Genomic DNA, 22,060 nt, shown 5'->3' with positions numbered 1-22,060 from the left:
AGGCCGACCGGTAACGCGGTCTCCACCATCGGGCAGGAGGGGAATGGGCACGGACTGCCCGGGTAGGCAGTCAGGTGGAGAGCGGACAGATCAGCGACTACGGTTTCCTCGCCGACGGCCGCAGCGCGGCGCTGGTGGACGCCTCGGGCTCGGTGAACTGGTGGTGCCCTGGCCGGTACGACGCCCCGTCGGTGTTCGGGCGGCTGCTCGACGACAACGCCGGGCACTGGTCGATCCAGCCCGAGGGCGACTACCAGGTCGAACGCTCCTACCTCGAGGACACGCTGGTGCTGCGGACGGTCTTCCGCACCGCGCGGGGAGAGGTCGCGCTGACCGACGCGCTCGCCTTCGAGCCCGGCTCACGCAGTCACGACATCGGCCTGCACTCGCCGCAGGTGCTGGTCCGTTCGGTGGAGGGGTTGTCCGGTTCGGTGCCGATGCGGGTGCACTACCGGCCGCGTTTCGAGTACGGCCGGACCATCGCGTACCTGATCGAGCGGGAGGACATGCTGGAGGCCATCGCCGGGGCAGCCCGACTCACCCTGCGCTGCAGCGAGCGGTTGATCGCCGGGGACGGCGAGGCCACCGGGACGTTCACCGCCCGCGCCGGCACGAACCACAACTTCACACTCGGGTACGCCCCGACCTACGACGCCCCGCTGCCCGAGGTGCCGGACGCCGACCAGACCATCGCCGACACCGTCGCCGGCTGGCGCTCCTGGTCGGCCGATCACCCCTACGACGGGCTCTACCCCGAGCAGGTGCGGCGCAGCCGGCTGGTGGTGCAGGGCATGACGTACCGGCCCAGTGGAGCGGTGGTGGCCTCGGTGACCACCTCGCTGCCGGAGAAACTCGGCGGGGACCGCAACTACGACTACCGCTATGTCTGGGTGCGCGACTTCAGCCTGACCCTGCGGGCGCTCTGGCGGACGGCGTGCCTGGACGAGGTGCAGCGGCAGTTCGCCTGGTTGGGTCGGGCGATGGGCCGCATCGACGACAAGCCGGTGCCCATCATGTACGGGGTGCTGGGGGAGCGGGACCTCACCGAGCACCGCCTGGAACAGCTCGGCGGCTACCGCGACAGCCCACCCGTGGTGATCGGCAACGACGCGTGGCAGCAGCGGCAGACCGACATCTTCGGCGAGGCGATGGATGCCGCCTGGTTGATGCGCGACAAGCTGGAGCCGCTGGGCCCGGAGGTGCAGCACGTGCTCCGGGTGCTCGCCGACCAGGCCGAGCGGGACTGGCCGTTGCCCGACGCGGGCATGTGGGAGGAGCGCGGCGCCCAGCACCACCACGTGTCCTCGAAGGTGCAGTGCTGGGTCGCCCTCGATCGGGCGGTCCGCTTCGGTGACAAGCTCGGCGAGCCGCAGGACGTGGCCCGCTGGGCGGCCGCCCGCGACGCGGTGCGCGCGGAGGTGCTCGAGCGGGGCTGGAATGAGCGGCTCCAGTCGTACACCGGGAGTTTCGAGTCCGACGATCTGGACGCCTCGGTGTTGGTGATGCCGCTGGTCGGCTTCCTGCGGGCCGACGATCCGCGGATGCGCGCGACGATCCGCGCGGTGGAGCAGCGGCTCTCCCACGACGGCCTGCTGCGGCGCTGGGACGGCGACCCAGCGGGGTTTCTCATCTGCTCGTTCTGGTTGGTGTGTTGCCTGGCGCTGGCCGGTGAGCGGGACCGGGCGCACGAGTTGTTCCGGGGGCTGGCGGAGCGGGTCAACGACCTCGGCCTGTTCGCCGAGCAGATCGACCCGCTGACCGGGGAGCAGCTGGGCAACTTCCCCCAGGCGTTCTCCCACATCGGCCTGATCAACGCCGCCGGTGTGCTGACCGACGTCGAGCGGGACCCGACGCTGCGGCAGTCTGGAATGCCGCCGGCGTACCTGTCTCCGGTGCGCCAGTGAGCCGGACTTTCGCGGAGATCGTGACAACTTTCTATCTGGTGACGCGAAGTTCTATCGCTTTCCAGTGAAAGGCGTTAATGTCCGGGACACCCTGCGGTGCTCCTCCAGTCGGCGGGAGCGGCACCGAGATCCCCCGGACAGCTGGAGGTCTCGTGTCCCGCACACCGCGCCGACGTCTCGTCAGCGCCACCACAGTGCTCACCGTCCTGGTCACCCTTTGCCTCGTTCCGCAGGCGAGCGTTCCACCGGCCGCCGCGTCCCCGGTCCAGGCCGCCGCCCTCGCGCCGCCCGCCACCATCGGTTTCGAGAAGGTCGCCCTCGACGGCGGCCTCTCCATGGGCGAACCGATCGAACTGGCCGTCGCACCCGACGGCAAGGTCTTCTACATCAACCGGGGCACCAGTGCCGCCGGTGGCCAGGTCCGCCTCTACAACCCGGCGACCAGCTCCACCACCGTGGCCCTGACCCTGCCGCTGGACGCCCGCTTCGAGGACGGCCTGATCGGCATCACGCTGCACCCGAGCTTCGCGAGTAACCGCTGGGTCTACCTCTTCTACTCGCCGAAGGTCACCCCACTGGTCAACCGGATCAGTCGGTTCACCTTCAACCCGTCCACGTTGCTGCTCGACGCGGGCAGCGAGGACGTGCTGATCGAGTGGCCCACCGAACGCGATCTCTGCTGCCACTCGGCCGGCTCGATGAGCTGGGACACCGCCGGCAACCTGTACTTCGCCGTCGGCGACAACACCAACTCCGGCGGTGACTCCGCCGGGATGGCCCCGATCGACGAGCGGACGAGCCGCAACGCGCAGTACGACGCCCAGCGCACATCCGGCAACACCAACGACCTGCGCGGCAAGATCAACCGGATCCACCCGGAGAACGACGGCAGCTACACCGTCCCCGCCGGCAACCTCTTCGCCGCCGGCACGGCGCGAACACGCCCGGAGATCTACGTGATGGGCGTGCGCAACCCGTACCGGATCTGGGTGGACCGCAAGGCCAACAACACCCTCTACTGGGGTGAGGTCGGCCCGGATGCCGGCACCGACCTCGCCAACCGTGGCCCGGCGGCCTACGACGAGTTCAACAGGGCCAACGGGCCCGGCAACTACGGCTGGCCGTACTGTGGCGGCCCCAACGTCGCCTACAACGACTGGGACTTCGCCACCGCCACCCCGCGTGGCTGGTTCCCCTGCGGCGGCTCGACCGGCCCGGTCAACAACTCACCCCGCAACACCGGCGTCCAGCAGCTTCCGCCGACGAAACCGGCACTGGTCTGGGAGCAGCACGGCGGCAGTGAGGACTGGCCGGCGCTGGACAACCCGGGTGGGTGCGGGTCGCCCAACCACGTCGAGGTCTACCACTACGACCCGAACCTCGTCTCGGACGTGAAGTGGCCGGCCTACTACGACAACAAGTGGCTGATCTCCGAGTACTGCCGCAACTGGATCAAGGAGGTCCAGTTCGACAACGGCAACCCGTCCACCGGGGCGCCGACAGTCATCGAGCCGGTGCTCGCCGGCATGAAACTCGTCCACCCCATCGACTGGCAGTTCGGCCCGGACGGCTCGCTCTACCTGCTGGAGTACGGCAGCGGCTACTTCTCCGGCGCTGTCGACGCCGGTCTCTACAAAATCAACTATGTCCAGGGTGGTCGGTCGCCGGAGGCCAAGGCCACAGTCAACCGGGACAACGGCCTGGCCCCCCTCTCGGTCACCTTCTCCAGCGCCGGCAGCTCGGACCCGGACGGCGACCCGCTGACGTACGCGTGGGACTTCACAAACAACGGCAGCACCGACTCGACCGCCGCGAACCCGACCTTCACGTACTCCGCCAACGGCAGCTACAGCGCCCGGCTCACAGTCAACGACGGCACCGGCCGCAGCGCCACCACAGTGGTGTCGGTGGTGGTCGGCAACAACCGGCCGACCGTCACGTTGACCGGCCTGCCCGCCGGCGGGCTCTTCGACTGGGGGCAGGACCTGGCGGTGGGCGCCACGGCCAGTGACCCGCAGGACGGCACGCCGGCCTGCTCGGCGGTCGTCGTCCGGGCCGCGCTGGGCCACCAGGAGCATGCCCACGAGGAGGGGGAGGGGACCGGCTGCGGCGCGACCTTCAACACCGGCCCGGTGCACGCCGGCCCCGACTCGGTGCTGTTCTTCGTCCTGCGGGGCAGCTACACCGATCGCGGCGCGACCGGCTCGGCCGCGCTCACCGGTGAGCAGGAGATCCTTCTCTACCCGAAACAGTGGCAGGCCGAGCACTTCGTCCAGCTCAACGGCCCCAAGGTGATCGACCAGGCGGCGGCCGAGGGCGGCAAGCGGCTTGGTGACGTCCAGAACGGCGAGAGCGTCCGGCACCACGCGGTGAGCCTCAAGGGGATCACCGGCGTCCGGGCCCGGGTCTCCTCCGGTGGCCCCGGCGGCACCCTCTCCTTCCGGTACGACTCACCGACCGGCACCGAGGTCGCCCGGATCGCGGTGCCGAACACCGGCGGCTGGGACAACTACACCGAGCTGAGCGCCACGGTGACCAAGCCCGACGACGGCACCCATGACCTGTACCTGGTCGTCACCGGCGGCAGCGGGGCGTTGCTGGACGTGGACAGCTACACCTTCACCGGCCCGGGCGTCGGCACCGGCGGGGCGCGCACCGGTGAGGTCAAGGCCCTCGGCAAGTGCGCGGACATCGCCTCCAGCCAGACCGCGAACGGCACCAAGGTGCAGACCTGGACCTGCAACGGCACCGCCGCCCAGCGTTGGACCCTGCCCGGCGACGGTACGGTGCGGGGGCTCGCCAAGTGCCTGGACGTGAAGGCGAGCGGCCTCACCGACGGCACCCTCGTGCAGCTCTACGACTGCAACGGCAGTGGGGCCCAGCAGTGGGCCGCCCAGTCGGACGGCAGCCTGCGCAACCCCCAGTCCGGGCGCTGCCTGGACATCCCCAACTCGGACCTCACCGACGGTCGGCAACTGCGGATCTGGACCTGCAACGGCACCGGGGCGCAACGCTGGACCCTGCCGTGACCGCCCCCTGACCGGCTCGGCACCCGTACCCGAGCGTCGGTGACGCACGGGGCCGGGCGGCGGAGGCGGAGCCCGGCCGTCCACCCACGTCCCCCGGGTGGGCGGCCGGGACTCGGGGCACAATGCCGGTATGCGGCTGGTGCTCACGGCGGACACACACGTACCGAAGCGGGCCCGGGACCTACCCGGGCCCCTCTGGGCTGCCATCGAGGCGGCCGACGTGGTGGTGCACGCCGGCGACTGGGTGGACGAGGCCCTGCTCGACGCCATGACCGCGCGTTCACGCCGGCTGATCGGGGTGTACGGCAACAACGACGGCCCGGCGCTGCGCTCCCGGCTGCCGGAGGTGGCCCGGGTCGAGCTCGACGGCCTGCGGATGGCGGTGGTGCACGAGACCGGTCAACGGACCGGCCGGGAGAAGCGGTGCGCGGCCCGCTTTCCAGACGCCGACCTGCTGGTGTTCGGGCATTCGCACATCCCCTGGGACACCGAGGCGCCCGGTGGGCTGCGCCTGCTCAACCCCGGCTCACCCACCGACCGCCGCTCCCAACCCCACGCCACCTACCTCACCGCCCAGGTGCACGCCGCCACCCTCACCAAGGTCCACCTGCACCACCTACCCCGCACCTAATCCCGCTCGCCCCCAGCCCGCGATCTTGCACGTACTGTCGGTGATTTGCGCCTTGTGGTTCCGTTTGTCGCAACAGAAAGTGCAAGATCGCGGGCGAAGGGGTCGGGTTCTACTGGCCTCGGCCCGTTTTGGCCTGGAGTTCGTCGATGCGCTTGGACGCCTCGGCCTTGGTCAGGTCGTCCGGGAGGTCGGCATGGGCCTCCCGGGCCAGTGTGCTCAGGTAGGACTCCTGGGCGGCGGTCGGCGGCTCGTCCCCGGTGACCCACTCGTCCGGGTCCTTGATCGCTGTGTTCTCGTCAGCCTGCTCGGTGCGGCGGTCCGTCATCATCATCACCCTTTCTTTCGAACAGGTGTGCCAGTACCCCGATCGTCGGTGGTTCATGCCCGCACGCCGCCACCTACGATCATCTGATGACGGAGGACCAGTCGAGCGTGGTGGTGGTCGGGGCGGGTATCGCCGGAATGGCCTGTGCGGTCGAGTTGACCCGGGCCGGGGTGCCGGTGCAGGTTCGGGAGCGGGGGCACGTCTGCGGTGGCCGGATGGCCAGCAAACGCTTCCAGGGCCGGCCCGCGGACATCGGCGCCGCCTACTTCACCGCCACCGACCCCGACTTTGCCGCACTGGTCGAGCAGTGGCGCGCCGCCGGACTGGTCCGCGAATGGACCGACACCTTCCAGTCGTACGACAGGAGTGGCACCCACGAGGTGCCCGGGCCGATGCGCTTCGCCGCCCCCCGTGGGCTGCGCTCGTTGGTCGAGCACCTGACCGGCACGGTACCGGTGACCGTCGACCGGCTGGTGCTCACTGTGGAACCCGGCCCGGTCGTCGACGGGCAGTCGTTTGCGGCGGTCGCCCTGGCCATGCCGGGTCCGCAAGCCGCCCTGCTGCTCGATCCGGCCCTGACCGACGCCACCCGGGTCGTGCAGGAGCAACGCTGGTCGCCGTCGCTGGCCGCGGTGCTGCGCTTCCCGACCCGGCGCTGGCCGGACTTCCGCGGCGCGTTCGTCAACGAGCACCCGATCCTCAACCTCGTCTGCGACGACGGCGACCGGCGCGGTGACGGCGCGCCGGTGCTGGTAGCGCACACCGTGCCGGAGTTCGCGGCCGGGCACCTGGCCCAACCCACCGGGGCCGGCCTCGCGATCGAGCAGGCCGTCCGGGACCTGCTCGGGCTGCCCGAGCAGGCCGTCGACGTGCACGTGCACCGCTGGACGTACGCGAAGCCGACCACCGACGCCGGCGGCGCCACCCACCACCTCGACGCCGACGGGATCGGCCTGGCCGGCGACGCGTTCGGCAAGCCCCGGGTGCAGAGCGCCTGGCGCTCCGGCCGGGATCTGGGCCGTGCGTTGGCCGCCCGCCTGGCCTGAGTCACCCGCCCAGGCGTGCCCGGCTGGGCTGAGCCACCGCTTGGGCCCGCCCGGCCCGGGCCACTCGCTCAGGCGTGCCCGGCTGCCGCTACGGGGCGAGCGTCGGCGTCCCGCTCGGCCGGGTCGGAGGTCCGCTCTCCCTCCCGGTCCAGCAGTTGCATGACCGGGGTCGCCGTGATGCCGTGCACCACGACGGAGACGAGCACCACCAGCCCGACGGTCGCCCAGAGCAGCTCGGCCTGTGGGAAGTCGGCCTTGGTGGTGGCGTACGCGAGGTAGTAGAACGAACCGACGCCGCGGATGCCGAACAGCGAGATGACCCAGTGCTCGGCCGGGCGCCCGGGAGCGCCGCGCAACGACAACCAGCCGATCAGCGGCCGCACCAGGAACACCAGCGCCAGCCCGACGGCGGCCGCCGGCCAGGTCAGCGGGCCCAGCAGACCACCCACTATCGCGCCGCCGAGCAGCAGCAACAGCACCAGGGTGAGCAGCCGTTCGACCTGCTCGGCGAAGTCGTGCAACACCGAGTGGAACTCGTGGGTCCGCTCGGCGGCCCGAATGGCCCGGGCGGCCACGAACACCGCCAGGAAGCCGTACCCGCCAACCACCTCCACCAGCCCGTACGCCAGGAACGTCGCGGCCAGCGCCAGGAAGCCCTCGGCGTGCCGGGCCAGCCGCAGCTCGCTGGGCGCGCGGAAGAACAGCTTGCCGAGCAGCCAGCCGATGAGCAGGCCACCGCCGACGCCGATGCTGATCTTCCAGAGCACGTCCACCGTGAACCACTCGGCCAACCAGTCGCCCGGGGCGAGGCTGGTCGAGGCGATGGCGATGGCCGCGTAGACGAACGGAAACGCCAGCCCGTCGTTGAGGCCGGCCTCGGAGGTCAACGCGAAGCGGACCTCGTCCTCGGAATCCTCCACGTCGGTGGGCTCGCCGACCTGCACGTCGGCGGCGAGCACCGGGTCGGTGGGTGCCAGCGCGGCGCCCAGCAGCAGCGCGGCGGCCGGCACCAGCCCCGCCCACCACCAGCCGAGCAGCGCCACCGCCGCGATGCACAGGGGCATCGCGATCGCCAGCAGCCGCCAGGTGGACGACCACCGCCGCCAACTCAACGGTCGGTCGATCTTCAGCCCGGCGCCCATCAGCGCGACGATCACCCCGATCTCGGTGAGGTGGGTGGTCAGCTCCGGGTGGGCCAGGGGGTCCGGTGACGGCAGTCCGACCGGCAGCAGGAACACCAGCATGCCGAGGGCGAGAAAGGCGATCGGCATGGACAGCGGGCGCTGCTCCAGCACCCGCGGCAGGATGCCCGCGAGCAGAGCGCCCAGGCCCACCAGCGCGAACGCCACATCTACCGGCTCCACGGCACCACCTTTCCGCCCGCACCCGCGAGGTGCGGGCAGGTGGTGACAGTCCTTGCCCCGCAAGGGCTCCGGCTATGCGCGTCAGTGCCGGTGGACCCGAGTGATCCTCACCGGGGCCGGGCGAGCGGCGAGTCCGCCAACTCGTGCAACAGCGCGGCCGGGTCGTCGTACACCGCCACGGCACCCGCGCCGGCGAGCTCGCCGCGGCTGGTGCCACCGCAGGTCAGGCCCACACACGGGATGTTCAGCTTCCCGGCCGCGGCGACGTCCCACACCGAGTCACCGACGAAGACCACCCGCTCGGCGACCAACCCGGACTGCTCCAACGCGGCGATGAGGATGTCCGGGGCCGGCTTGCTCTGCTGGGCGTCCGCCGAGGAGGTGACAGTGTCGATCACGTCGTCGGCGGCCAGCGCCCGACGAAGCGCGCCCACCTCGGGTTCCGAGGCGGAGGTGGCCAGCACGACCCGCAACCCCCGCTCGGCGCAGGCCCGCAACAGGTCAGCCGCCCGGGGTAGCGGCGTGAGCCGTTCCCAGTACTCGGCGTAGAGGGTGTCGTGCGCGTCGCGCAGCTTCGAGTCGGCGTCGCGGTCCCGCTCCGGGCCGAGGAGTTGATCCAGGAGCTTGTCCGAACCCATCCCGATCGAACGGTGCACCACTGCCATCGGCACCGGCTGATCGGTCTGGCGTAACGCCTCCCACCAGCTCACCGTGTGCAGGTAGGTGGTGTCCACCAGGGTGCCGTCCACATCGAAGAGGACCCCGGCGGGCCGGTCGGTGGCCATTGGCGTCCTCCTACCCTCGGGCGGTTCAGGGATGCGCGGCCGGCGGCGTGAGGATCTCGAACCAGACCGTGGAGCCCCGGACCGACGGGTCGGTGCCCCAGGCGTCGCTGAGCTCCTCGATCAGGCCGAGGCCGCGCCCGCGACTGCTCAACGTGTCGGTACGGGCCCGGGTCACGGTGCCTCGGGTGCCGGAATCCGCTACCGAGACGAGCAGGCGCTCGGCGCTGAGGTCGATCTCCACCCGGGCGGCCGTGCCGGCGTGCAGCAACGCGTTGGTGGTCAGCTCGCTGGTGCAGAGCACCGCCGCCCCGATCACCGACTCGGGCACCTGCCACTCGGTGAGCTGGCCGGTCAGCCAGTGCCGGACCCGGCTGGGCGCTGTCGGCTCGGCGGGCACCTCCATACTCGCCGAACGACTCGGTTTGAGCGCGTGCTCGACCGCCAGCACTGCCACGTCGTCCTCGGTGCCGCCCGGGACCGCCGCGGTGGCCACCGCACAGAGCGCGCGGGGGTCACCGCTGCCGGCCTTGGCGATGGCGTCGCTCAGGGTGGCCAGCCCGGCGCTCAGGCTCTGCCGGCGACGCTCCACCACCCCGTCACTGAACAGCAGCAGGGTGTCGCCGGGGCGGAACGCGACAGTAGTGGTGCCCGGCCGGCCGCCCAACCCCAGCGGCGGCCCGGCCGGGACGTCGACGTACTCGGCGTGAAACCGACCATCCGGGTCACCGCGGCGAATCAACGGCGCGGGGTGACCGGCGCTGGACAGGATCAGCTCCCGCCGCTCCGCGTCGATCACCCCGAACGCCACAGTGACGAACAGCTCGTGGGTGCCGGCCTCCGCGCCGAGGCTGGTCACCAGCCGGTCCAGGCCGGCCAGGACCGCGTCGGGCGTCGGGTCGGCGAGGGCCAGAGCGCGCAACGCGGCCCGGACCTGCCCCATCCGCGCGGCGGCCTGCACGTCGTGCCCGGCGACGTCGCCCAGCACCACGCCGAGTGAACCGTTGGGCAGCAGGAACGCGTCGTAGAAGTCACCGCCGGCCGCGTTGCCGTCCACGCCCGGGTCGTAGCGGGCCGCGATCCGCAGCCGGGGCAGATCCGGCAGGTGCTCCGGCAACATGCTGCGCTGCAACAGTTGGGCGGTGCCGTGCTGCGTCTCGAACCGGCGGGCCCGCTCTGCGGCCTGGCCGATCAGCTCGGCCGAGGCGGCCAGCAGCGCCCGCTCGGCGGGGGACCAGCTGTGCGGAACCTGGTAGCCGACCGCCAGCCCGCCGCGGACCACCGAGGTGCCCAGCGGCAGTGCCGCCATCGCGCGGACCTTCTGGTCGTGGCGGTCCACGGCGGTCTCCCGCAGCGGCTGCCCGTCGCGGGTGAACGACGGGGCGCCCGAGTGGGCCGCCTGCACCACCGGGGCCGACCAGTCCGCAGGTGCGCGCCGCCAGAGCGGGGGAAGCCGCTCGTCGGCCTCGTCCAACAACTCGCCACGGACCCGACGCACCATGCGCCAGCCGCCGCCGCCCTCGTCGACAGCGAACGAGGCCTGGTCGGGGTCGAACGTGGTGATCGCGTACCGCAGCGCCACCCGGGCCACGTCGTCGAGGGTGAGGGTGCCGGCGAGCGCCGCGGCCACCTCGCTGAGGCTCTGCAACTGCTCGGTGACGTGGGTGGTCTCGGCCGCGACCGTCAACACGCCGACGATCTGCCCGGCGCTGTCGCGCACCGGTGAGTACCCCCGGGTGAAGACCGCCTGCTCCACCGTCGCGGAGTGCCCACGAACCAGCGGCAGGGTGGACTCCTTCTCCAGGAAGGGCTCGCCCTGCCGGTAGCAGCGCTCGATCACCGCACCGACGCCGGGCAGCGCCCAGATCTCCGCGAACACCTCGGCGGCCGGACGACCGAGGGCGCTCGGGTGCTTGGTGCCCAGCAGCTCGGCGTAGCCGGCGTTGTAGAGCAGGACGAGGTCGTCGCCGTACGCCAGGGCCATCGGCATCGGCGAGGCGAGGACCAGCTCCACCACGGCCTGGAGGGCGACGTCCCAGTCGTCGGTCGGGCCCAGCGGGGTGTTGGCCCAGTCGTGGGCGAGCACGCCGACGGCCGGGCCGGACCCGGTGGGTGCGCCCGGGCCCGGAGTTGCTGGCGTGGGGACCCGCCCGACCGTTCCTGGCATGTTCGCAGCCTAGTCGGCCGACCGGAAAAGGCATCCGACCATGGCGGCGGGCCGCCGCCGAGTCCGAAGCGGTGGCCATTCGGGCAGTTCAGGGCCCCTGTCCGGAGGTCTGTCGGGAAAAACGCCGCGCGCTGCGCGGAGTGCCGGACCGGTTGCCGGGTATGCGCCCGGCGCAGTCCATGCGACAGGAGGGACATCATGCTGAAAACCCTCGCGGTCCGGCAGGCCGACATCGGCGATGCCATCGCCGACACCTGGAGGTCGGTGCTGCTCTTCATCCCGAAGGCAGTGGCCTTCATCGTCATCCTCGTGGTCGGCTGGCTCATCGCCAGAGCCGTCCTCAAGATCGTGGATACGGTGCTGGAAAGGGTGCGCTTCGACCAGGCGGTCGAACGCGGTGGCATCAAACGGGCCCTGGAGAGAACGAAGTACGACGCCAGCGACATTCTGGCCAGACTGGCGTACTACGCCGTACTGCTGTTCACGCTGCAGTTCGCCTTCGGAGTCTGGGGACCCAACGCGATCAGTGACCTGATCAGCGGCGTGGTGGCCTGGCTGCCGCGCGCGTTCATCGCGATCGTCATCGTGGTGGTGGCGGCCGCGATCGCCAACGCTGTCCGGGATCTGGTCACCGGGGCGCTGGGAGGGCTCTCGTACGGCAAGGTCCTGGCCGACCTGACGGCGATCTTCATCATCGCGCTCGGTGTGATCGCCGCCCTGAACCAGGTGGGTATCGCCACCACGGTGACCACTCCAGTGCTGATCGCGGTGCTCGCCACGGTGGCCGGCATCCTGATCGTCGGCGTCGGCGGTGGTCTCGTGAAGCCGATGCAGAACCGCTGGGACGGCTGGTTGCAGCGGGCGGCCCAGGAGGCTCGGGCGGTGCAGCAGCAACGTCAGGCCGCGTCGGCCGGGCGTAGCGACGTGGAGCGGCAGATGGCCGACCGCGGGGGTGACCGCACCCAGGCCATGCCTCGGGTGGACGAAGCCCAGCAGTACCGCTCGTAGCGGGCGAAACGGCACGACGGGTGGGAGGGTGTTCCGCGTACGACGCGGGGCGCCCTCCCCTCGCGCGTCAGTGCCGGTCGAGTGCGCGAGCCAGCGCACAGACCGCGACCAGCCGGGTGAGCAGCCACTCCGGCTGGCTCCAGTCCACCGGCCCGCTGGGCGGCGTCCACCCGTGCTCCAGCGCGGCGGCGCGGACCCCCTCGGCGTAGCCGGCGAGCGCCGCTGAGGTCAGCGGCGTGTTGTCGCCGTCGAGGCTGTCCCGGACGGCCGCCGCGTGCTGGTCGACGAGGGCCAGCAGCCCCGGGCGCGCGGAGGCGGCGGCGAGCCCGACAGTGCCCACGGAGACGGTGAGGGCGGCCAGTGAGGAACGCGCCGAGTCGACGGCGGTACGGGAGGCGACCCGGTTGAACGGCACACGCATGGTGACCGAGGCTAACCGACCAGTGACCGTGTCGACCTCGTCCGCTCGGCGGATGTCGGCTGCGCCACTGGGGCGGTCGCCGCTGACCTGGGGGATTGATCCGGCACAGACGGGGCAGCAGGAGAACACCCAGGAATGACGGCACCCGGCACGGAGGCACGGATGGGACAGCAGGAGGACGGACCCGACGAGCGGCACCGGCGGCCGGACGGCGTCAGCGACGCCACGGTTGCCGCGCTCGGCAAGCTCAGCGAGGCGCTGGAGTGTGTGGAGCGGGCCCGGGGGCACCTCTACTCGATGCACCAGTTGATCGGCCATGCCGACCTGATGCTCGACGACGCGGTGGAGCAGTTTCACGCCGCCGGGCATCCGCGCCTCGCCGACCGGATCGCCACGGAGCTGCGCGGCCGCAACGTCATCGCCGGACGGTGGACGTTTCAGATCGTCGAGGACTTCGACGACGGCTACCACAAGCTGTTCCGGGAGTTGGACCAGCAGGCCCGCGACGAGTTGGTGGGTGGGCGGCGGCACCTCTACGAGGCGGAGATGAAGGAACGCCGCCGGAGCCGGGGCCGGCCGGGCCACGAGGCCCGGCCGGGCGGCGGAGGCTAGTCGCTTGTCGCGTCGGCCGGGCGACGCCGTGCCGCGTCGTCAGCGATGATCACGGTGGCCACCATCAGCGCGACGCAGAGGCTGAACAGCCACGACTCGTCGGCGACGAGCCAGGCGGACACGGGTGCCTGGAGCGCGGCGAGCAGGAAGCCGAGCCAGGCGAGTTTGCGCTGACGCGTGGAGAGGATTCCGGAGCCTTGATGCATCCCGAAATTCTTACGCGAACCGGCCGGCTTGCCGTCCTCCGATCGGCCGATTCTGGATGAGCTGTCCGTTTTCTCGGCCGTACGGACACGACTTCTTTGCGTGGCGAGCGATCGGGTGCCGACGGCGCTAGGGTGCCCCTGCGGCAGGATGGTCTCTCGTGTCCACCGCGCCCGCGCGTCCCCGCGCCGCACTGCTCCTGCTGTCCTACCTCGCGTTCGTCAGTCTCGGCCTGCCCGACGGCCTGCTCGGCGTCAGCTGGCCCTCGATCCGAGGCGACTTCGGCGTACCGACCGAGGCGGTCGGGTGGGTGCTCACCGCCGGCACCGTCGGCTATCTCACCTCCAGCGTGCTGGCCGGTTTCACGCTGGCCCGGGTCGGCGTGGGCGCCCTGCTCGCCGGCAGCACCCTGCTGGCCAGCCTGGCGCTGACCGGCTACTCGGTGAGCCCCGTGCTGGCGGTGCTGGTGGGCTGTGCGCTGCTGCTCGGGCTCGGCTCCGGAGCTGTCGACTCCGGGCTCAACGCGTACGCCGCAGGTGCCTTCGGGGCCCGCCACATGAACTGGTTGCACGCCTTCTTCGGCCTCGGCGTGGCAATCGGTCCACTGATCATGACCGCGGTGCTGAGCGCCGGGCTCGCCTGGCGCTGGGGGTACGGCATCGTGGCCGCCGCCCAACTCGTCCTCGCCGCCGCGTTCGCACTCACGGTGCGGGCCTGGCGCCGTGACGCCCCGGCCGGCGCGGCTGTCCAGGGCGTGCCCGCCGCCAGTGGTTCCGGGCCGGCGTCGACCGTCCAGGTCCCGGTTCGGGACACGCTGCGGTTGCCTGCGGTCTGGTCGGGGTTGCTCGCCTTCGCGCTGTACGTGGCCATCGAGGTGTCCGCCGGGCTGTGGGCGTTCCTACTGCTGACCGAGGGGCGCGGGCTCAGTGCGGCGTTGGCCGGCGGCTGCGTCTCCGCGTACTGGGGCAGTCTCTTCGTCGGCCGGGTCGTGCAGGGCCTGGTGGCCGAGCGCCTGGGGGCGGGGTTGGTGTTGCGGGCCAGCCTGGCCGGAATGGCCGTCGGCGCGGCGCTGATCGCCGTTCCCGGCCCGGCCGTCCTGGCGGTGCTCGGCCTTGTCGTCGTCGGTTTCGCCGCCGCGCCGGTGTTTCCGCTGCTCACCCTCACCACCGCCGAACGGGTCGGCGCGGCGCACGCGGACCGGGCCATCGGGATGCAGATCGGCGCCTCGGGCGTCGGCGCGGCGCTCGTCCCGGCCGGGCTGGGCGTGCTGATCGGCAACACGTCGGTGCAGGTGCTGGGCTCGGCCCTGCTGGTGCTCGCGCTGGCGCTGATCGCGCTCTACGAGTGGGGCGCGCGCCGGCCGGCTGCCAGACCTCCCGCGCCGGCGGTGCCCGCCCAGCCCGGAAGCGATCCTCAGACGTCCGGCCCGGTACGGCCGGTGGTGGACGGGCGGTAGGCGCGCTGCGGGTCGGTGTCCTCTCGGCTGTTGCCCCGGACCGCACCGTCTCGGTCCGACGCGGCCGGTCCGTGCCCGAACGCGGACTCCTCGCCGGCGTCGTTACCCGTCACGTCGTCGGCCTGCCCGTCGAGGCTGGAGCCCGACATCGCGCGCTCCAACTCCTCCAACGGAAGCCGCTCCTCGTCCCGCCACACCCTGATGTTGTCGTCGGTCATACCTTCAGCCGTACCCGGGCACGATGACCGCAAACGGTGCCCGGCGAGCGGCCTCGGATACGGCGATGGCCGCCGGGATCCCGGCGGCCATCTCAGGTCACTGCTCACTGTCACGGCTGCGGACGGTCCACCTGTCCGCGCCAGGCGCCGGTCTCTTGACCACGCCGCTCGATGTAGGTCTTGAACCGTTCCAGGTCGCCCTTGGCCCGTCGGTCGACGATGCCGAGCTTGTCGCCGGCCTGCTCGACCACGCCGTGCGGCTCGAACTCGAGCTGCAGGGTGACCCGGGTCTTGTCCTGGTCCAGTCGGTGGAAGGTCACCACGCCGGCCTGCTGGGTGCCGTCGGTCGAGCGCCAGGCGACCCGCTCGTCGGGAAGTTGTTCGGTGATCTCCGCGTCGAACTCGCGCTTCACCCCGGCGATGTCCACCGTCCAGTGGGTCATCGTGTCGGAGAGCTGCCGGACCTCCTGCACACCCTCCATGAACTCGGGGAACTGCTCGAACTGCGTCCACTGGTCGTACGCGGTGCGTACGGGTACGGACACGTCCACATGTTCGGTAACGCCACTCATCGGGGAACCTCCTTCGGGTGCCGGTGGCCTGCCGGATCGGGGGCGATCCTGGTCACCAGCGGGTTGTCTCGTTCTTGTTGCCCAGCGCGGCCCACACCTCGGAGACCGTCTGGTAGACGGTGCCCTCGGGCAGCCGTTCCAGCGCCGCCACGATGTCGTCCGGCGCCTCGTTCTCACGGGCGCTGGCAATGAGCACCAGACGGTCGCCCGGCAGCGCGCTCATCGAGATGAACCGGCCGAGCCGGCTGCGCTGCTCGACGTCCGTAGAGCTCATGCCCTGCGGGGTGCCGGTGCGCAGGTCGCCGGCCGGGGCGGTGGTCGTCTCCGGCTGGTCCTCGCCAGCCGGTTCCGGCACCCGCGACTCGTCGACCCGAGAGCCACCGGTCCCCGGCCCCTGTACGAGACCGCTGACCTCCTGACTCATCTGTTCGTCGATCCTCGGTCCGTGCTTGCTGTTGCCACGCTCCATGCCTTCTGCGCTACCCGGCACCTCACCCGATAAACCGGCACCGGGCCACGAACCGGCCCTCGGCCCGGCGGCGAACCGGACACCGCCGCCGAACGGGGGCTCACTCGTCGGCGGGCTTGCGGGGCGGCAGCACCGGCTCGTCCGGGTCCGGGTCGCCGGCCTGCAACTGCCGCCCGCGCTGCACCTCGGCGTTGATCTGCACGCCCAGCATCAGCGCCGAGTTGGACAGGTAGAGCCAGACCAGGAACGCGATGGCCGCCCCGAGGCTGCCGTAGGTGGTGTTGTACGAGCCGAAGTTGGCCACGTAGAGGCCGAAGCCGAAGGAGGCCGCCGCCCAGGAGATCAGGGCGACCGCGCCGCCCGGGGTTAGCCAGCGGAACCGGGGCTGGCGCACGTTCGGCGCGATCCAGAACAGCAGGGACAGCAGCACCATCATGATCATGGCGAGGACCGGCCACTTCGCCACGCTCCACGTCGTGCGGGCCAGGCCGCCGGCGTTGACCAGGTCGCCGACCGCATCGGTGACCGGCCCACTGACGATCAGGCCGAGGGCGACGACAGCGAGCAGCACCAGCGTGATCGCCGCCAAGCCGATCTGAAGCGGCCGAAGCTTCCAGACCGGGCGGCCCTCGGTCACCCCGTAGACGGCGTTGGAGGCGCGGGTGAACGCGCCGATGAAGCCCGACGCGGACCAGAGCGCGCCGAGCAGGCCGAAGCTCAGCAGCAGCTTGGGGTTGCTCTGGTCGAGCACCACGGTGCGGATCACCCCTACCACGCCGCCCTCGTCGTTGGTCAGCACCGAACCGGCGCCCACCTGGTTGGCGAGGTCGAGCACGGTGTCCAGGGTCCGCTCCCCGTCGGAGACCAGACCGACCAGCGCCACCACCACGATGGCCGACGGAAAGAGCGCCAGCACCCCGTAGTAGGTCAGCGCGGCGGCCCAGTCGGAGCAGTTGTCGTTGACGAAGTTCTGCACGCTGCGGACCAGCACCCCGCGCCAGGTCCGCCAGCTCAGCTGCCGCATCCGTCGGGGCACCCGGGTGTCCGGTGTGCCGTCGAGCGTCGTACCGGGCTCCGTGGTCGTCATGCCCGCTCCCTGCGCCCCGGCCGCCGGATGACCGGTCGTCCGGTCTGGCCTGGCCCGGCGGTACCCGGATGGTGAAATCGACAAACCCACCCGGTGCCCGGCCGCCGCCGCTATGGTTTGCCGCCCGGTCACCGGGGAACGGTCACAGCGACAGTGTCGACACGGAGGAGGACGAGATGCCCAGGCGCGAAGATCTGCCCAGCACGCTGCGACGCTCCCCGGAGAAGGCGCAGCGCACCTGGGAGAAGACGCACGACTCGGCGGTCGAGACCTACGGCGAGGGGGAGCGGTCGCACCGCACCGCCTTCGCCGCCGTGAAGCATCAGTTCGAGAAGGTTGGCGACCACTGGGAGCCGAAGGGCCGCAAGGGCCCCAGCGACCAGCAGGCCGCCGGTGGCGGGCCGGAACGACGCGCCCCCACCGCGGGCGGCGTGGACGCCAACGCCACAAAGGACCACCTGATGTCGGTGGCCCGCAAACTCGACGTGCCCGGGCGGTCCAGCATGACCAAACCGGAGCTGGTCACGGCCATCGAGAAGGCCAACGACCGCGCCACCCGCAAGGCCCGCGGCGACTGATCTCCGCCGCGCCGGAGCACTACCGACGCGGTGCGGGCGGACGCGCCACCCCTGCGTCCGCCCGCACCGTTCACCAGTGCCCGCCTCCCGGCGCCTCGATGTGCACCGCCTTCGTGGCAGTGAACTCGTCCAGCAGCTCCGGGCCGTACCCGAAGCCCTGCCCGCTGGCCCGGCGTGGATGCGCGGCACCCCCCGGCGCGCCCCCGAACACCGCGTTGACCTTGACCGTGCCCACCGGCAGCTCGCGCCAGGCCCGCTGCGCGTGACTCATCGACGGGGTCAACACAGTGGCGGCCAGCCCGTACGGAGAGTCCGCAGCGCAGCGCAGCGCCTCGTCGAACGAGTCGACGACCACCACCGGGGCGACCGGCCCGAAGGTCTCCTCCCGGACCAGCGGCATGTCGTGGCGGCAGTCGGTGACGACGGTGGCCGGGTAGAACGCCCCCGGCCCGTCCGGCACCTCGCCGCCCACCCGCACCCGAGCGCCGTCCGCCAGCGCGGCCGCCACCTGCCCGTGCACGTGGTCCCGGTGCCGCCGGTCGACCAGCGGACCCAGCTCGGTGCCCGGGTCCCGGCCCGGCCCGACCCGCAGCGCTCCGGCGTGTCGTACCAGCGCGGCCACGAAGTCGTCGGCCACCTCCCGGTGCACGTAGAGCCGCTCCACCGCCACGCAGATCTGCCCGGCGTTGGCGAACGCGCCGAGCGCGGCCTGCTCCGCCGCCCACTCCGGGTCGACGCCCGCGTCCACTATCAACGGGTCACTGCCGCCGTTCTCCAGGAGCACCTTCGCGCCGGTACGGGCCGCCGCGGCGGCGATCGCCCGTCCGGTCGCTGTGGAACCCACGTGGGCCACCACGTCGACGTCCTGCGCCGCCAGCGCCGCGCCCACCTCCGGGCCACCGGTGAGCAGTGACAACACCCCGGCCGGCAGTGCCTGGTCCAGTGCCCGGGCCAGCAGCCAACCCGTCGCCGGTGTCCGTTCGCTCGGCTTGTAGAGCACCACGTTCCCGGTCACCAGGGCCGCGCCGAGCAGCCCACAGGAGACCGCCACCGGGTCGTTCCACGGGGTGATCGCCGCGACCACCCCGCGTGGCTGGGGGGTCAGGAAGTCCAGCGCGTCGGTTTCGCCGTTCAGCGTGCGCCCACCGCGCAGCGGTGCCAGTTCCGCATACTGTCGCAGGGTGCCGATCCCCGCCTCGACGCCGCCGCGGGCGTCCGCCAACGGCTTGCCCATTTCCGCGGTGACCGCCGCCGCCATCTCCTCGATGACCGCCTCCACCGCGTCCGCTGCCCGGTGCAGCGCCGCCGCCCGTTCCGCCGGGGCGGTCGCCGCCCACTGGGCCGCCGCGTTGCGGGCCGCCTGGGTCGCCTTGCCCACCTCGTCGGCAGTGGCCACCGGCACCGTGCTCACCGGCGCGTCGTCCGCCGGATCACGCACCACCAGTTCGCCGCCGTCGCCGCCCGCACCCCACACCCCGCCCACCAGCTGCGCAACCGTGTACATGCGGCGCTGGATGCCCCGGCCTCGACGAGGCAAACGCGTTTCGCCCGGTTGCGCGCCGGGTAGGCGGATCCGATGACAACCACCACCGCGCAGAGCGCGGACGCCGTCGTCGTCGGCGCCGGGCACAACGGCCTGGTGGCGGCCAACCTGCTGGCCGACGCCGGCTGGGACGTGGTGGTGCTGGAGGCGACAGCGGTGCCCGGCGGCGCTGTCCGCTCCGCCGAGGTCACCGCCCCCGGCTACCTGAGCGACCTCTACAGCTCGTTCTACCCCCTCGGGTACGCCTCGCCGGTGCTGGGCGGCCTGGACCTGGGCCGACACGGGCTGTCCTGGCGGCACTCGCCGGACGTGCTGGCGCACCTGCTGCCGGACGGTCGAGCAGCGGTGATCAACCGGGATCCGGACGTCACAGCCGCGTCGCTGGAGCAGTTCGCACCCGGGGACGGAAAGCGCTGGCTCAACGCGTACACCGACTGGCTCGACGTGGCCGAGCCGATGCTGGAGGCGATCACCTCGCCGTTCCCGCCGGTACGCGGGGGGCTGGGCCTGCTGCGTCGGTTGCGCGTCGCCGGCGCGCTGCGACTCGCGCGGCGCCTGGTCGTACCGGTCCGCAAGCTTGGCGACGAACTCTTCGACGGTCCCGGCGGGCCGGCCCTGCTGGCCGGCTGCGCCCTGCACACCGATCTCTCCCCGGAGGAGGCCGGCTCCGGGGTGTACGGCTGGCTGCTGGCGATGCTCGGCCAGCAGGTCGGCTGGCCGGTGCCGAACGGCGGCGCGCAGCAGATCACCAACGCGCTGGTGGATCGGCTACAGGCGCGCGGCGGGACGATCATCTACGGTGCCCGTGCCGACCGGGTGCTCACCGCCCGGGGCCGGGCGATGGGGGTCCGGACCGTCGGCGGCGCGCTGTGGCGGGCCCGGCGGGCCGTGCTCGCCGACGTGCCGGCGCCTGCGCTCTACCTCGACCTGGTGGGCGCGGCGGCGCTGCCGTCCCGGCTGGTGGAGGACCTGGCGCACTTCAGGTGGGACGGCTCCACGCTGAAGGTGGACTGGGCGCTCTCCGCGCCGGTGCCCTGGGCGAACCGGCAGTTGGCCGGCGCCGGCACGGTGCACCTCGGCGCGGACCTGAACGGGCTCACCCACTACGCCAGCGAGTTGGCCCGTGGCGAACTGCCCCGCGACCCGTTCCTGCTGGTCGGGCAGATGTCGGTGGCGGACCCGAGCCACTCCCCGCCGGGCACCGAGTCGCTCTGGTCGTACACCCATCTGCCGTTCCGGCGGAACTGGCGGGCCGAGGAGGTCGCCGGGCACGTACAGCGGATGGAGGACGCGCTGGAGGCGGCGGCCCCGGGTTTCCGAAGCCTGATCGTGGGCCGACACGTGGCCGGACCGGCCGACCTGGAGAAGGGCAACCCGAGCCTGGTCGGTGGCGCGCTCGGCGGCGGGACCGCCGCCGCGTACCAGCAGCTCTTCCTGCGCCCGATCCCTGGCCTGGGCCGGGCGGACACCCCGGTGGACCGGCTCTTCCTGGCCAGCGCGTCGGCGCACCCCGGCGGCGGTGTGCACGGCGCTCCGGGCGCGAACGCGGCCCGTGCCGCGCTGGCCCGCGACCGCGCCCTCACCGGCCGCGCCTACGCCGCAGCCATCTCCACCGCCCACCGCGCCATCTACCCGGCCCAACCCCCAACCCCCTGAGAGCCCTGGTGATCAAGAGCTTTGCGTCAGATTTTCCGGCACTGGCGACGCAAACCTCTTGATCACCCCGGCTGGGGTGGGGTGGGGGTGAGGCGGGGTGGGTGGGTCAGCGGGTGATGTTGCGGTGTTTGCTGCGGAGGCGGAAGGGCATGAGCGCGCTCTCCACCTTTGTCGCGGTGGTCATCTTGGAGACGCCGTCGCGCCGCTCCTCGAAGCGGATCGGCACCTCCAGGATGGTGTGCCCCAGCTTGGTGGCGAGGTAGTGCATCTCCACCTGGAAGCTGTAGCCGTTGGACTGCACCCGCTCCAGGTCGATGTCGCGCAGGGCTTCGGCCTGCCAGATCTTGAAGCCGGCGGTGAGGTCCCGGATGCGTACCCGCAGCAGGGTGTGGACGTAAAGGTTGGCCCAGCCACTGAGCGCCCGGCGGTAGAGCGGCCAGTTCTCGTCCAGTTCGCCACCGGGCACGTACCGGGAACCGATCACCACGCTGGCCTGGGTGGAGAGCAGCGCGCCGAGCATCCCCGGCAGCGCCTCGGGCGGGTGCGAGAGGTCGGCGTCCATCTGCGCCACGTACTCGGCGCCGCCCTCGATCGCCCGGGTCATCCCGTCCACGTACGCCCGGCCGAGGCCTTCCTTGCCGGCGCGGTGCACGACCTCGATCCGGTCGGGGTGCTCGATGGCCAGCTTGTCGGCCACCTCCCCGGTGCCGTCGGGGGAGTTGTCGTCGGCGACGAGGATGCGCAGCCCCGGCAGCGGCAGCGCGAGCAGTCGCTCGACCAGCGTCGGGAGGTTGCCCGCCTCGTTGTACGTGGGCACGACGACGGTCAGGCGTGCGTCCCGCCACGGCGACGGCAACTGCACCGGCTTGATCATGTCGGTCATCCTCGGTTTGCGGACAAGGGTCATGGAAAGGGTATCTAGTTCCCGGATTCGGTCCGAGGGAGGCACCCCTTCCGGGCGTTGCGGACCCTCGCCGCCTACCGGGAG

At 71.9% G+C, this 22,060-nt stretch carries 21 protein-coding genes; 9 read left to right on the top strand and 12 right to left on the bottom strand.

The annotated features are described in order from the left end of the window. Positions 1 to 74 precede the first annotated feature (74 nt). The 3 genes from AB0C19_RS19965 to AB0C19_RS19955 all read left to right on the top strand — a co-directional run bounded on the left by AB0C19_RS19965 (position 75) and on the right by AB0C19_RS19955 (position 5,564). The gene (locus AB0C19_RS19965) at positions 75 to 1,904 is read left to right on the top strand and encodes a glycoside hydrolase family 15 protein (RefSeq protein ID WP_357187344.1); all 1,830 of its coding nucleotides are present in this window, start codon (positions 75 to 77) and stop codon (positions 1,902 to 1,904) included. 152 nt (positions 1,905 to 2,056) lie between these two features. Beyond that, positions 2,057 to 4,933, top strand: a complete 2,877-nt coding sequence (locus AB0C19_RS19960; RefSeq protein WP_357187341.1) for a ricin-type beta-trefoil lectin domain protein — start codon at positions 2,057 to 2,059, stop codon at positions 4,931 to 4,933. A 130-nt stretch (positions 4,934 to 5,063) separates the two neighbouring features. Continuing rightward, entirely contained in the window at positions 5,064 to 5,564 is a 501-nt protein-coding gene (locus AB0C19_RS19955; protein WP_357187338.1) for a YfcE family phosphodiesterase, read from the top strand. A 109-nt stretch (positions 5,565 to 5,673) separates the two neighbouring features. Here AB0C19_RS19955 and AB0C19_RS19950 read toward each other — a convergent pair whose 3' ends face one another. Then, complete coding sequence (locus AB0C19_RS19950; protein ID WP_357187486.1) at positions 5,674 to 5,892, bottom strand: DUF3072 domain-containing protein; 219 nt, start codon at positions 5,890 to 5,892, stop codon at positions 5,674 to 5,676. Positions 5,893 to 5,996: 104 nt separating this feature from the next. On the opposite strand from AB0C19_RS19950, the gene AB0C19_RS19945 reads away from it, so the two are divergent. Further along, positions 5,997 to 6,935: an FAD-dependent oxidoreductase gene (locus AB0C19_RS19945; protein ID WP_357187483.1), complete on the top strand. Its 939-nt coding sequence runs from the start codon at positions 5,997 to 5,999 to the stop codon at positions 6,933 to 6,935. A gap of 68 nt (positions 6,936 to 7,003) precedes the next feature. Here the strand turns inward: AB0C19_RS19945 and AB0C19_RS19940 are convergent, their stop codons facing one another. The 3 genes from AB0C19_RS19940 to AB0C19_RS19930 form a co-directional block, all read right to left on the bottom strand. Then, complete coding sequence (locus AB0C19_RS19940; RefSeq protein ID WP_357187335.1) at positions 7,004 to 8,299, bottom strand: cation:proton antiporter; 1,296 nt, start codon at positions 8,297 to 8,299, stop codon at positions 7,004 to 7,006. A gap of 107 nt (positions 8,300 to 8,406) precedes the next feature. Then, on the bottom strand, positions 8,407 to 9,084 hold the full coding sequence (locus tag AB0C19_RS19935; protein ID WP_357187332.1) for an HAD family hydrolase: 678 nt from the start codon (positions 9,082 to 9,084) through the stop codon (positions 8,407 to 8,409). A gap of 25 nt (positions 9,085 to 9,109) precedes the next feature. Then, entirely contained in the window at positions 9,110 to 11,248 is a 2,139-nt protein-coding gene (locus tag AB0C19_RS19930) for a SpoIIE family protein phosphatase (protein WP_357187329.1), read from the bottom strand. A gap of 198 nt (positions 11,249 to 11,446) precedes the next feature. On the opposite strand from AB0C19_RS19930, the gene AB0C19_RS19925 reads away from it, so the two are divergent. Further along, positions 11,447 to 12,256 carry a hypothetical protein gene (locus AB0C19_RS19925; protein ID WP_238682919.1) on the top strand — a complete coding sequence of 270 codons (810 nt, stop codon included), beginning with the start codon at positions 11,447 to 11,449 and terminating at the stop codon, positions 12,254 to 12,256. 67 nt (positions 12,257 to 12,323) lie between these two features. Here the strand turns inward: AB0C19_RS19925 and AB0C19_RS19920 are convergent, their stop codons facing one another. Continuing rightward, positions 12,324 to 12,677: a DUF6401 family natural product biosynthesis protein gene (locus AB0C19_RS19920; protein ID WP_357187325.1), complete on the bottom strand. Its 354-nt coding sequence runs from the start codon at positions 12,675 to 12,677 to the stop codon at positions 12,324 to 12,326. 162 nt (positions 12,678 to 12,839) lie between these two features. Here AB0C19_RS19920 and AB0C19_RS19915 point away from each other — a divergent pair, with 162 nt between their 5' ends. Next, the gene (locus tag AB0C19_RS19915) at positions 12,840 to 13,289 is read left to right on the top strand and encodes a hypothetical protein (protein ID WP_357187322.1); all 450 of its coding nucleotides are present in this window, start codon (positions 12,840 to 12,842) and stop codon (positions 13,287 to 13,289) included. Here AB0C19_RS19915 and AB0C19_RS19910 read toward each other — a convergent pair. Next, positions 13,286 to 13,495 (bottom strand): hypothetical protein, encoded by a 210-nt coding sequence (locus AB0C19_RS19910; protein WP_210787345.1) that lies wholly within the window; start codon positions 13,493 to 13,495, stop codon positions 13,286 to 13,288. The two genes, AB0C19_RS19915 and AB0C19_RS19910, sit on opposite strands and share 4 nt — an antisense overlap. Positions 13,496 to 13,653: 158 nt before the next feature. Here AB0C19_RS19910 and AB0C19_RS19905 point away from each other — a divergent pair, with 158 nt between their 5' ends. Then, on the top strand, positions 13,654 to 14,949 hold the full coding sequence (locus AB0C19_RS19905) for an MFS transporter (protein WP_357187319.1): 1,296 nt from the start codon (positions 13,654 to 13,656) through the stop codon (positions 14,947 to 14,949). Here AB0C19_RS19905 and AB0C19_RS19900 read toward each other — a convergent pair. From AB0C19_RS19900 to AB0C19_RS19885, 4 genes are all read right to left on the bottom strand, one after another. Further along, a complete protein-coding gene (locus AB0C19_RS19900) occupies positions 14,907 to 15,167 on the bottom strand; it encodes a hypothetical protein (RefSeq protein ID WP_357187316.1) in 261 nt (86 codons plus the stop codon). The two genes, AB0C19_RS19905 and AB0C19_RS19900, sit on opposite strands and share 43 nt — an antisense overlap. A gap of 110 nt (positions 15,168 to 15,277) precedes the next feature. Further along, entirely contained in the window at positions 15,278 to 15,739 is a 462-nt protein-coding gene (locus AB0C19_RS19895) for an SRPBCC family protein (protein ID WP_238682924.1), read from the bottom strand. Positions 15,740 to 15,791: 52 nt separating this feature from the next. Continuing rightward, positions 15,792 to 16,208, bottom strand: a complete 417-nt coding sequence (locus tag AB0C19_RS19890; protein WP_088947320.1) for a DUF2795 domain-containing protein — start codon at positions 16,206 to 16,208, stop codon at positions 15,792 to 15,794. 100 nt (positions 16,209 to 16,308) lie between these two features. Beyond that, complete coding sequence (locus AB0C19_RS19885) at positions 16,309 to 17,295, bottom strand: YihY/virulence factor BrkB family protein (RefSeq protein WP_357187311.1); 987 nt, start codon at positions 17,293 to 17,295, stop codon at positions 16,309 to 16,311. Between the two features lie 176 nt (positions 17,296 to 17,471). Here AB0C19_RS19885 and AB0C19_RS19880 point away from each other — a divergent pair, with 176 nt between their 5' ends. Then, on the top strand, positions 17,472 to 17,873 hold the full coding sequence (locus tag AB0C19_RS19880) for a ChaB family protein (RefSeq protein WP_238669926.1): 402 nt from the start codon (positions 17,472 to 17,474) through the stop codon (positions 17,871 to 17,873). A 70-nt stretch (positions 17,874 to 17,943) separates the two neighbouring features. Here AB0C19_RS19880 and AB0C19_RS19875 read toward each other — a convergent pair whose 3' ends face one another. Further along, entirely contained in the window at positions 17,944 to 19,377 is a 1,434-nt protein-coding gene (locus AB0C19_RS19875; RefSeq protein ID WP_357187307.1) for an aldehyde dehydrogenase family protein, read from the bottom strand. Between the two features lie 72 nt (positions 19,378 to 19,449). Here AB0C19_RS19875 and AB0C19_RS19870 point away from each other — a divergent pair, with 72 nt between their 5' ends. Then, the gene (locus tag AB0C19_RS19870; RefSeq protein WP_357187304.1) at positions 19,450 to 21,072 is read left to right on the top strand and encodes an NAD(P)/FAD-dependent oxidoreductase; all 1,623 of its coding nucleotides are present in this window, start codon (positions 19,450 to 19,452) and stop codon (positions 21,070 to 21,072) included. Positions 21,073 to 21,178: 106 nt separating this feature from the next. Here the strand turns inward: AB0C19_RS19870 and AB0C19_RS19865 are convergent, their stop codons facing one another. Further along, positions 21,179 to 21,946, bottom strand: coding sequence for a polyprenol monophosphomannose synthase (locus AB0C19_RS19865; RefSeq protein WP_238682929.1), 768 nt, complete (start codon positions 21,944 to 21,946; stop codon positions 21,179 to 21,181). Positions 21,947 to 22,060 lie beyond the last annotated feature (114 nt).

Source organism: Micromonospora sp. NPDC048842 (assembly GCF_040649935.1).
In the GTDB taxonomy this organism is placed as follows: domain Bacteria; phylum Actinomycetota; class Actinomycetes; order Mycobacteriales; family Micromonosporaceae; genus Micromonospora; species Micromonospora hortensis.
Note: the sequence above shows the minus strand (reverse complement) of the source record. Positions and strands in the feature narration are given on the sequence as shown.

Coding starts and splice junctions, on each gene's coding strand:
- AB0C19_RS19955 (WP_357187338.1), top strand. CDS start 5,064: ATGCGGCTGGTGCTCACGGCGGACACACACGTACCGAAGCGGGCCCGG.
- AB0C19_RS19950 (WP_357187486.1), bottom strand. CDS start 5,892: ATGATGACGGACCGCCGCACCGAGCAGGCTGACGAGAACACAGCGATC.
- AB0C19_RS19935 (WP_357187332.1), bottom strand. CDS start 9,084: ATGGCCACCGACCGGCCCGCCGGGGTCCTCTTCGATGTGGACGGCACC.
- AB0C19_RS19930 (WP_357187329.1), bottom strand. CDS start 11,248: ATGCCAGGAACGGTCGGGCGGGTCCCCACGCCAGCAACTCCGGGCCCG.
- AB0C19_RS19925 (WP_238682919.1), top strand. CDS start 11,447: ATGCTGAAAACCCTCGCGGTCCGGCAGGCCGACATCGGCGATGCCATC.
- AB0C19_RS19920 (WP_357187325.1), bottom strand. CDS start 12,677: ATGCGTGTGCCGTTCAACCGGGTCGCCTCCCGTACCGCCGTCGACTCG.
- AB0C19_RS19915 (WP_357187322.1), top strand. CDS start 12,840: ATGGGACAGCAGGAGGACGGACCCGACGAGCGGCACCGGCGGCCGGAC.
- AB0C19_RS19910 (WP_210787345.1), bottom strand. CDS start 13,495: ATGCATCAAGGCTCCGGAATCCTCTCCACGCGTCAGCGCAAACTCGCC.
- AB0C19_RS19900 (WP_357187316.1), bottom strand. CDS start 15,167: ATGACCGACGACAACATCAGGGTGTGGCGGGACGAGGAGCGGCTTCCG.
- AB0C19_RS19895 (WP_238682924.1), bottom strand. CDS start 15,739: ATGAGTGGCGTTACCGAACATGTGGACGTGTCCGTACCCGTACGCACC.
- AB0C19_RS19890 (WP_088947320.1), bottom strand. CDS start 16,208: ATGGAGCGTGGCAACAGCAAGCACGGACCGAGGATCGACGAACAGATG.
- AB0C19_RS19885 (WP_357187311.1), bottom strand. CDS start 17,295: ATGACGACCACGGAGCCCGGTACGACGCTCGACGGCACACCGGACACC.
- AB0C19_RS19880 (WP_238669926.1), top strand. CDS start 17,472: ATGCCCAGGCGCGAAGATCTGCCCAGCACGCTGCGACGCTCCCCGGAG.
- AB0C19_RS19875 (WP_357187307.1), bottom strand. CDS start 19,377: ATGTACACGGTTGCGCAGCTGGTGGGCGGGGTGTGGGGTGCGGGCGGC.
- AB0C19_RS19870 (WP_357187304.1), top strand. CDS start 19,450: ATGACAACCACCACCGCGCAGAGCGCGGACGCCGTCGTCGTCGGCGCC.
- AB0C19_RS19865 (WP_238682929.1), bottom strand. CDS start 21,946: ATGATCAAGCCGGTGCAGTTGCCGTCGCCGTGGCGGGACGCACGCCTG.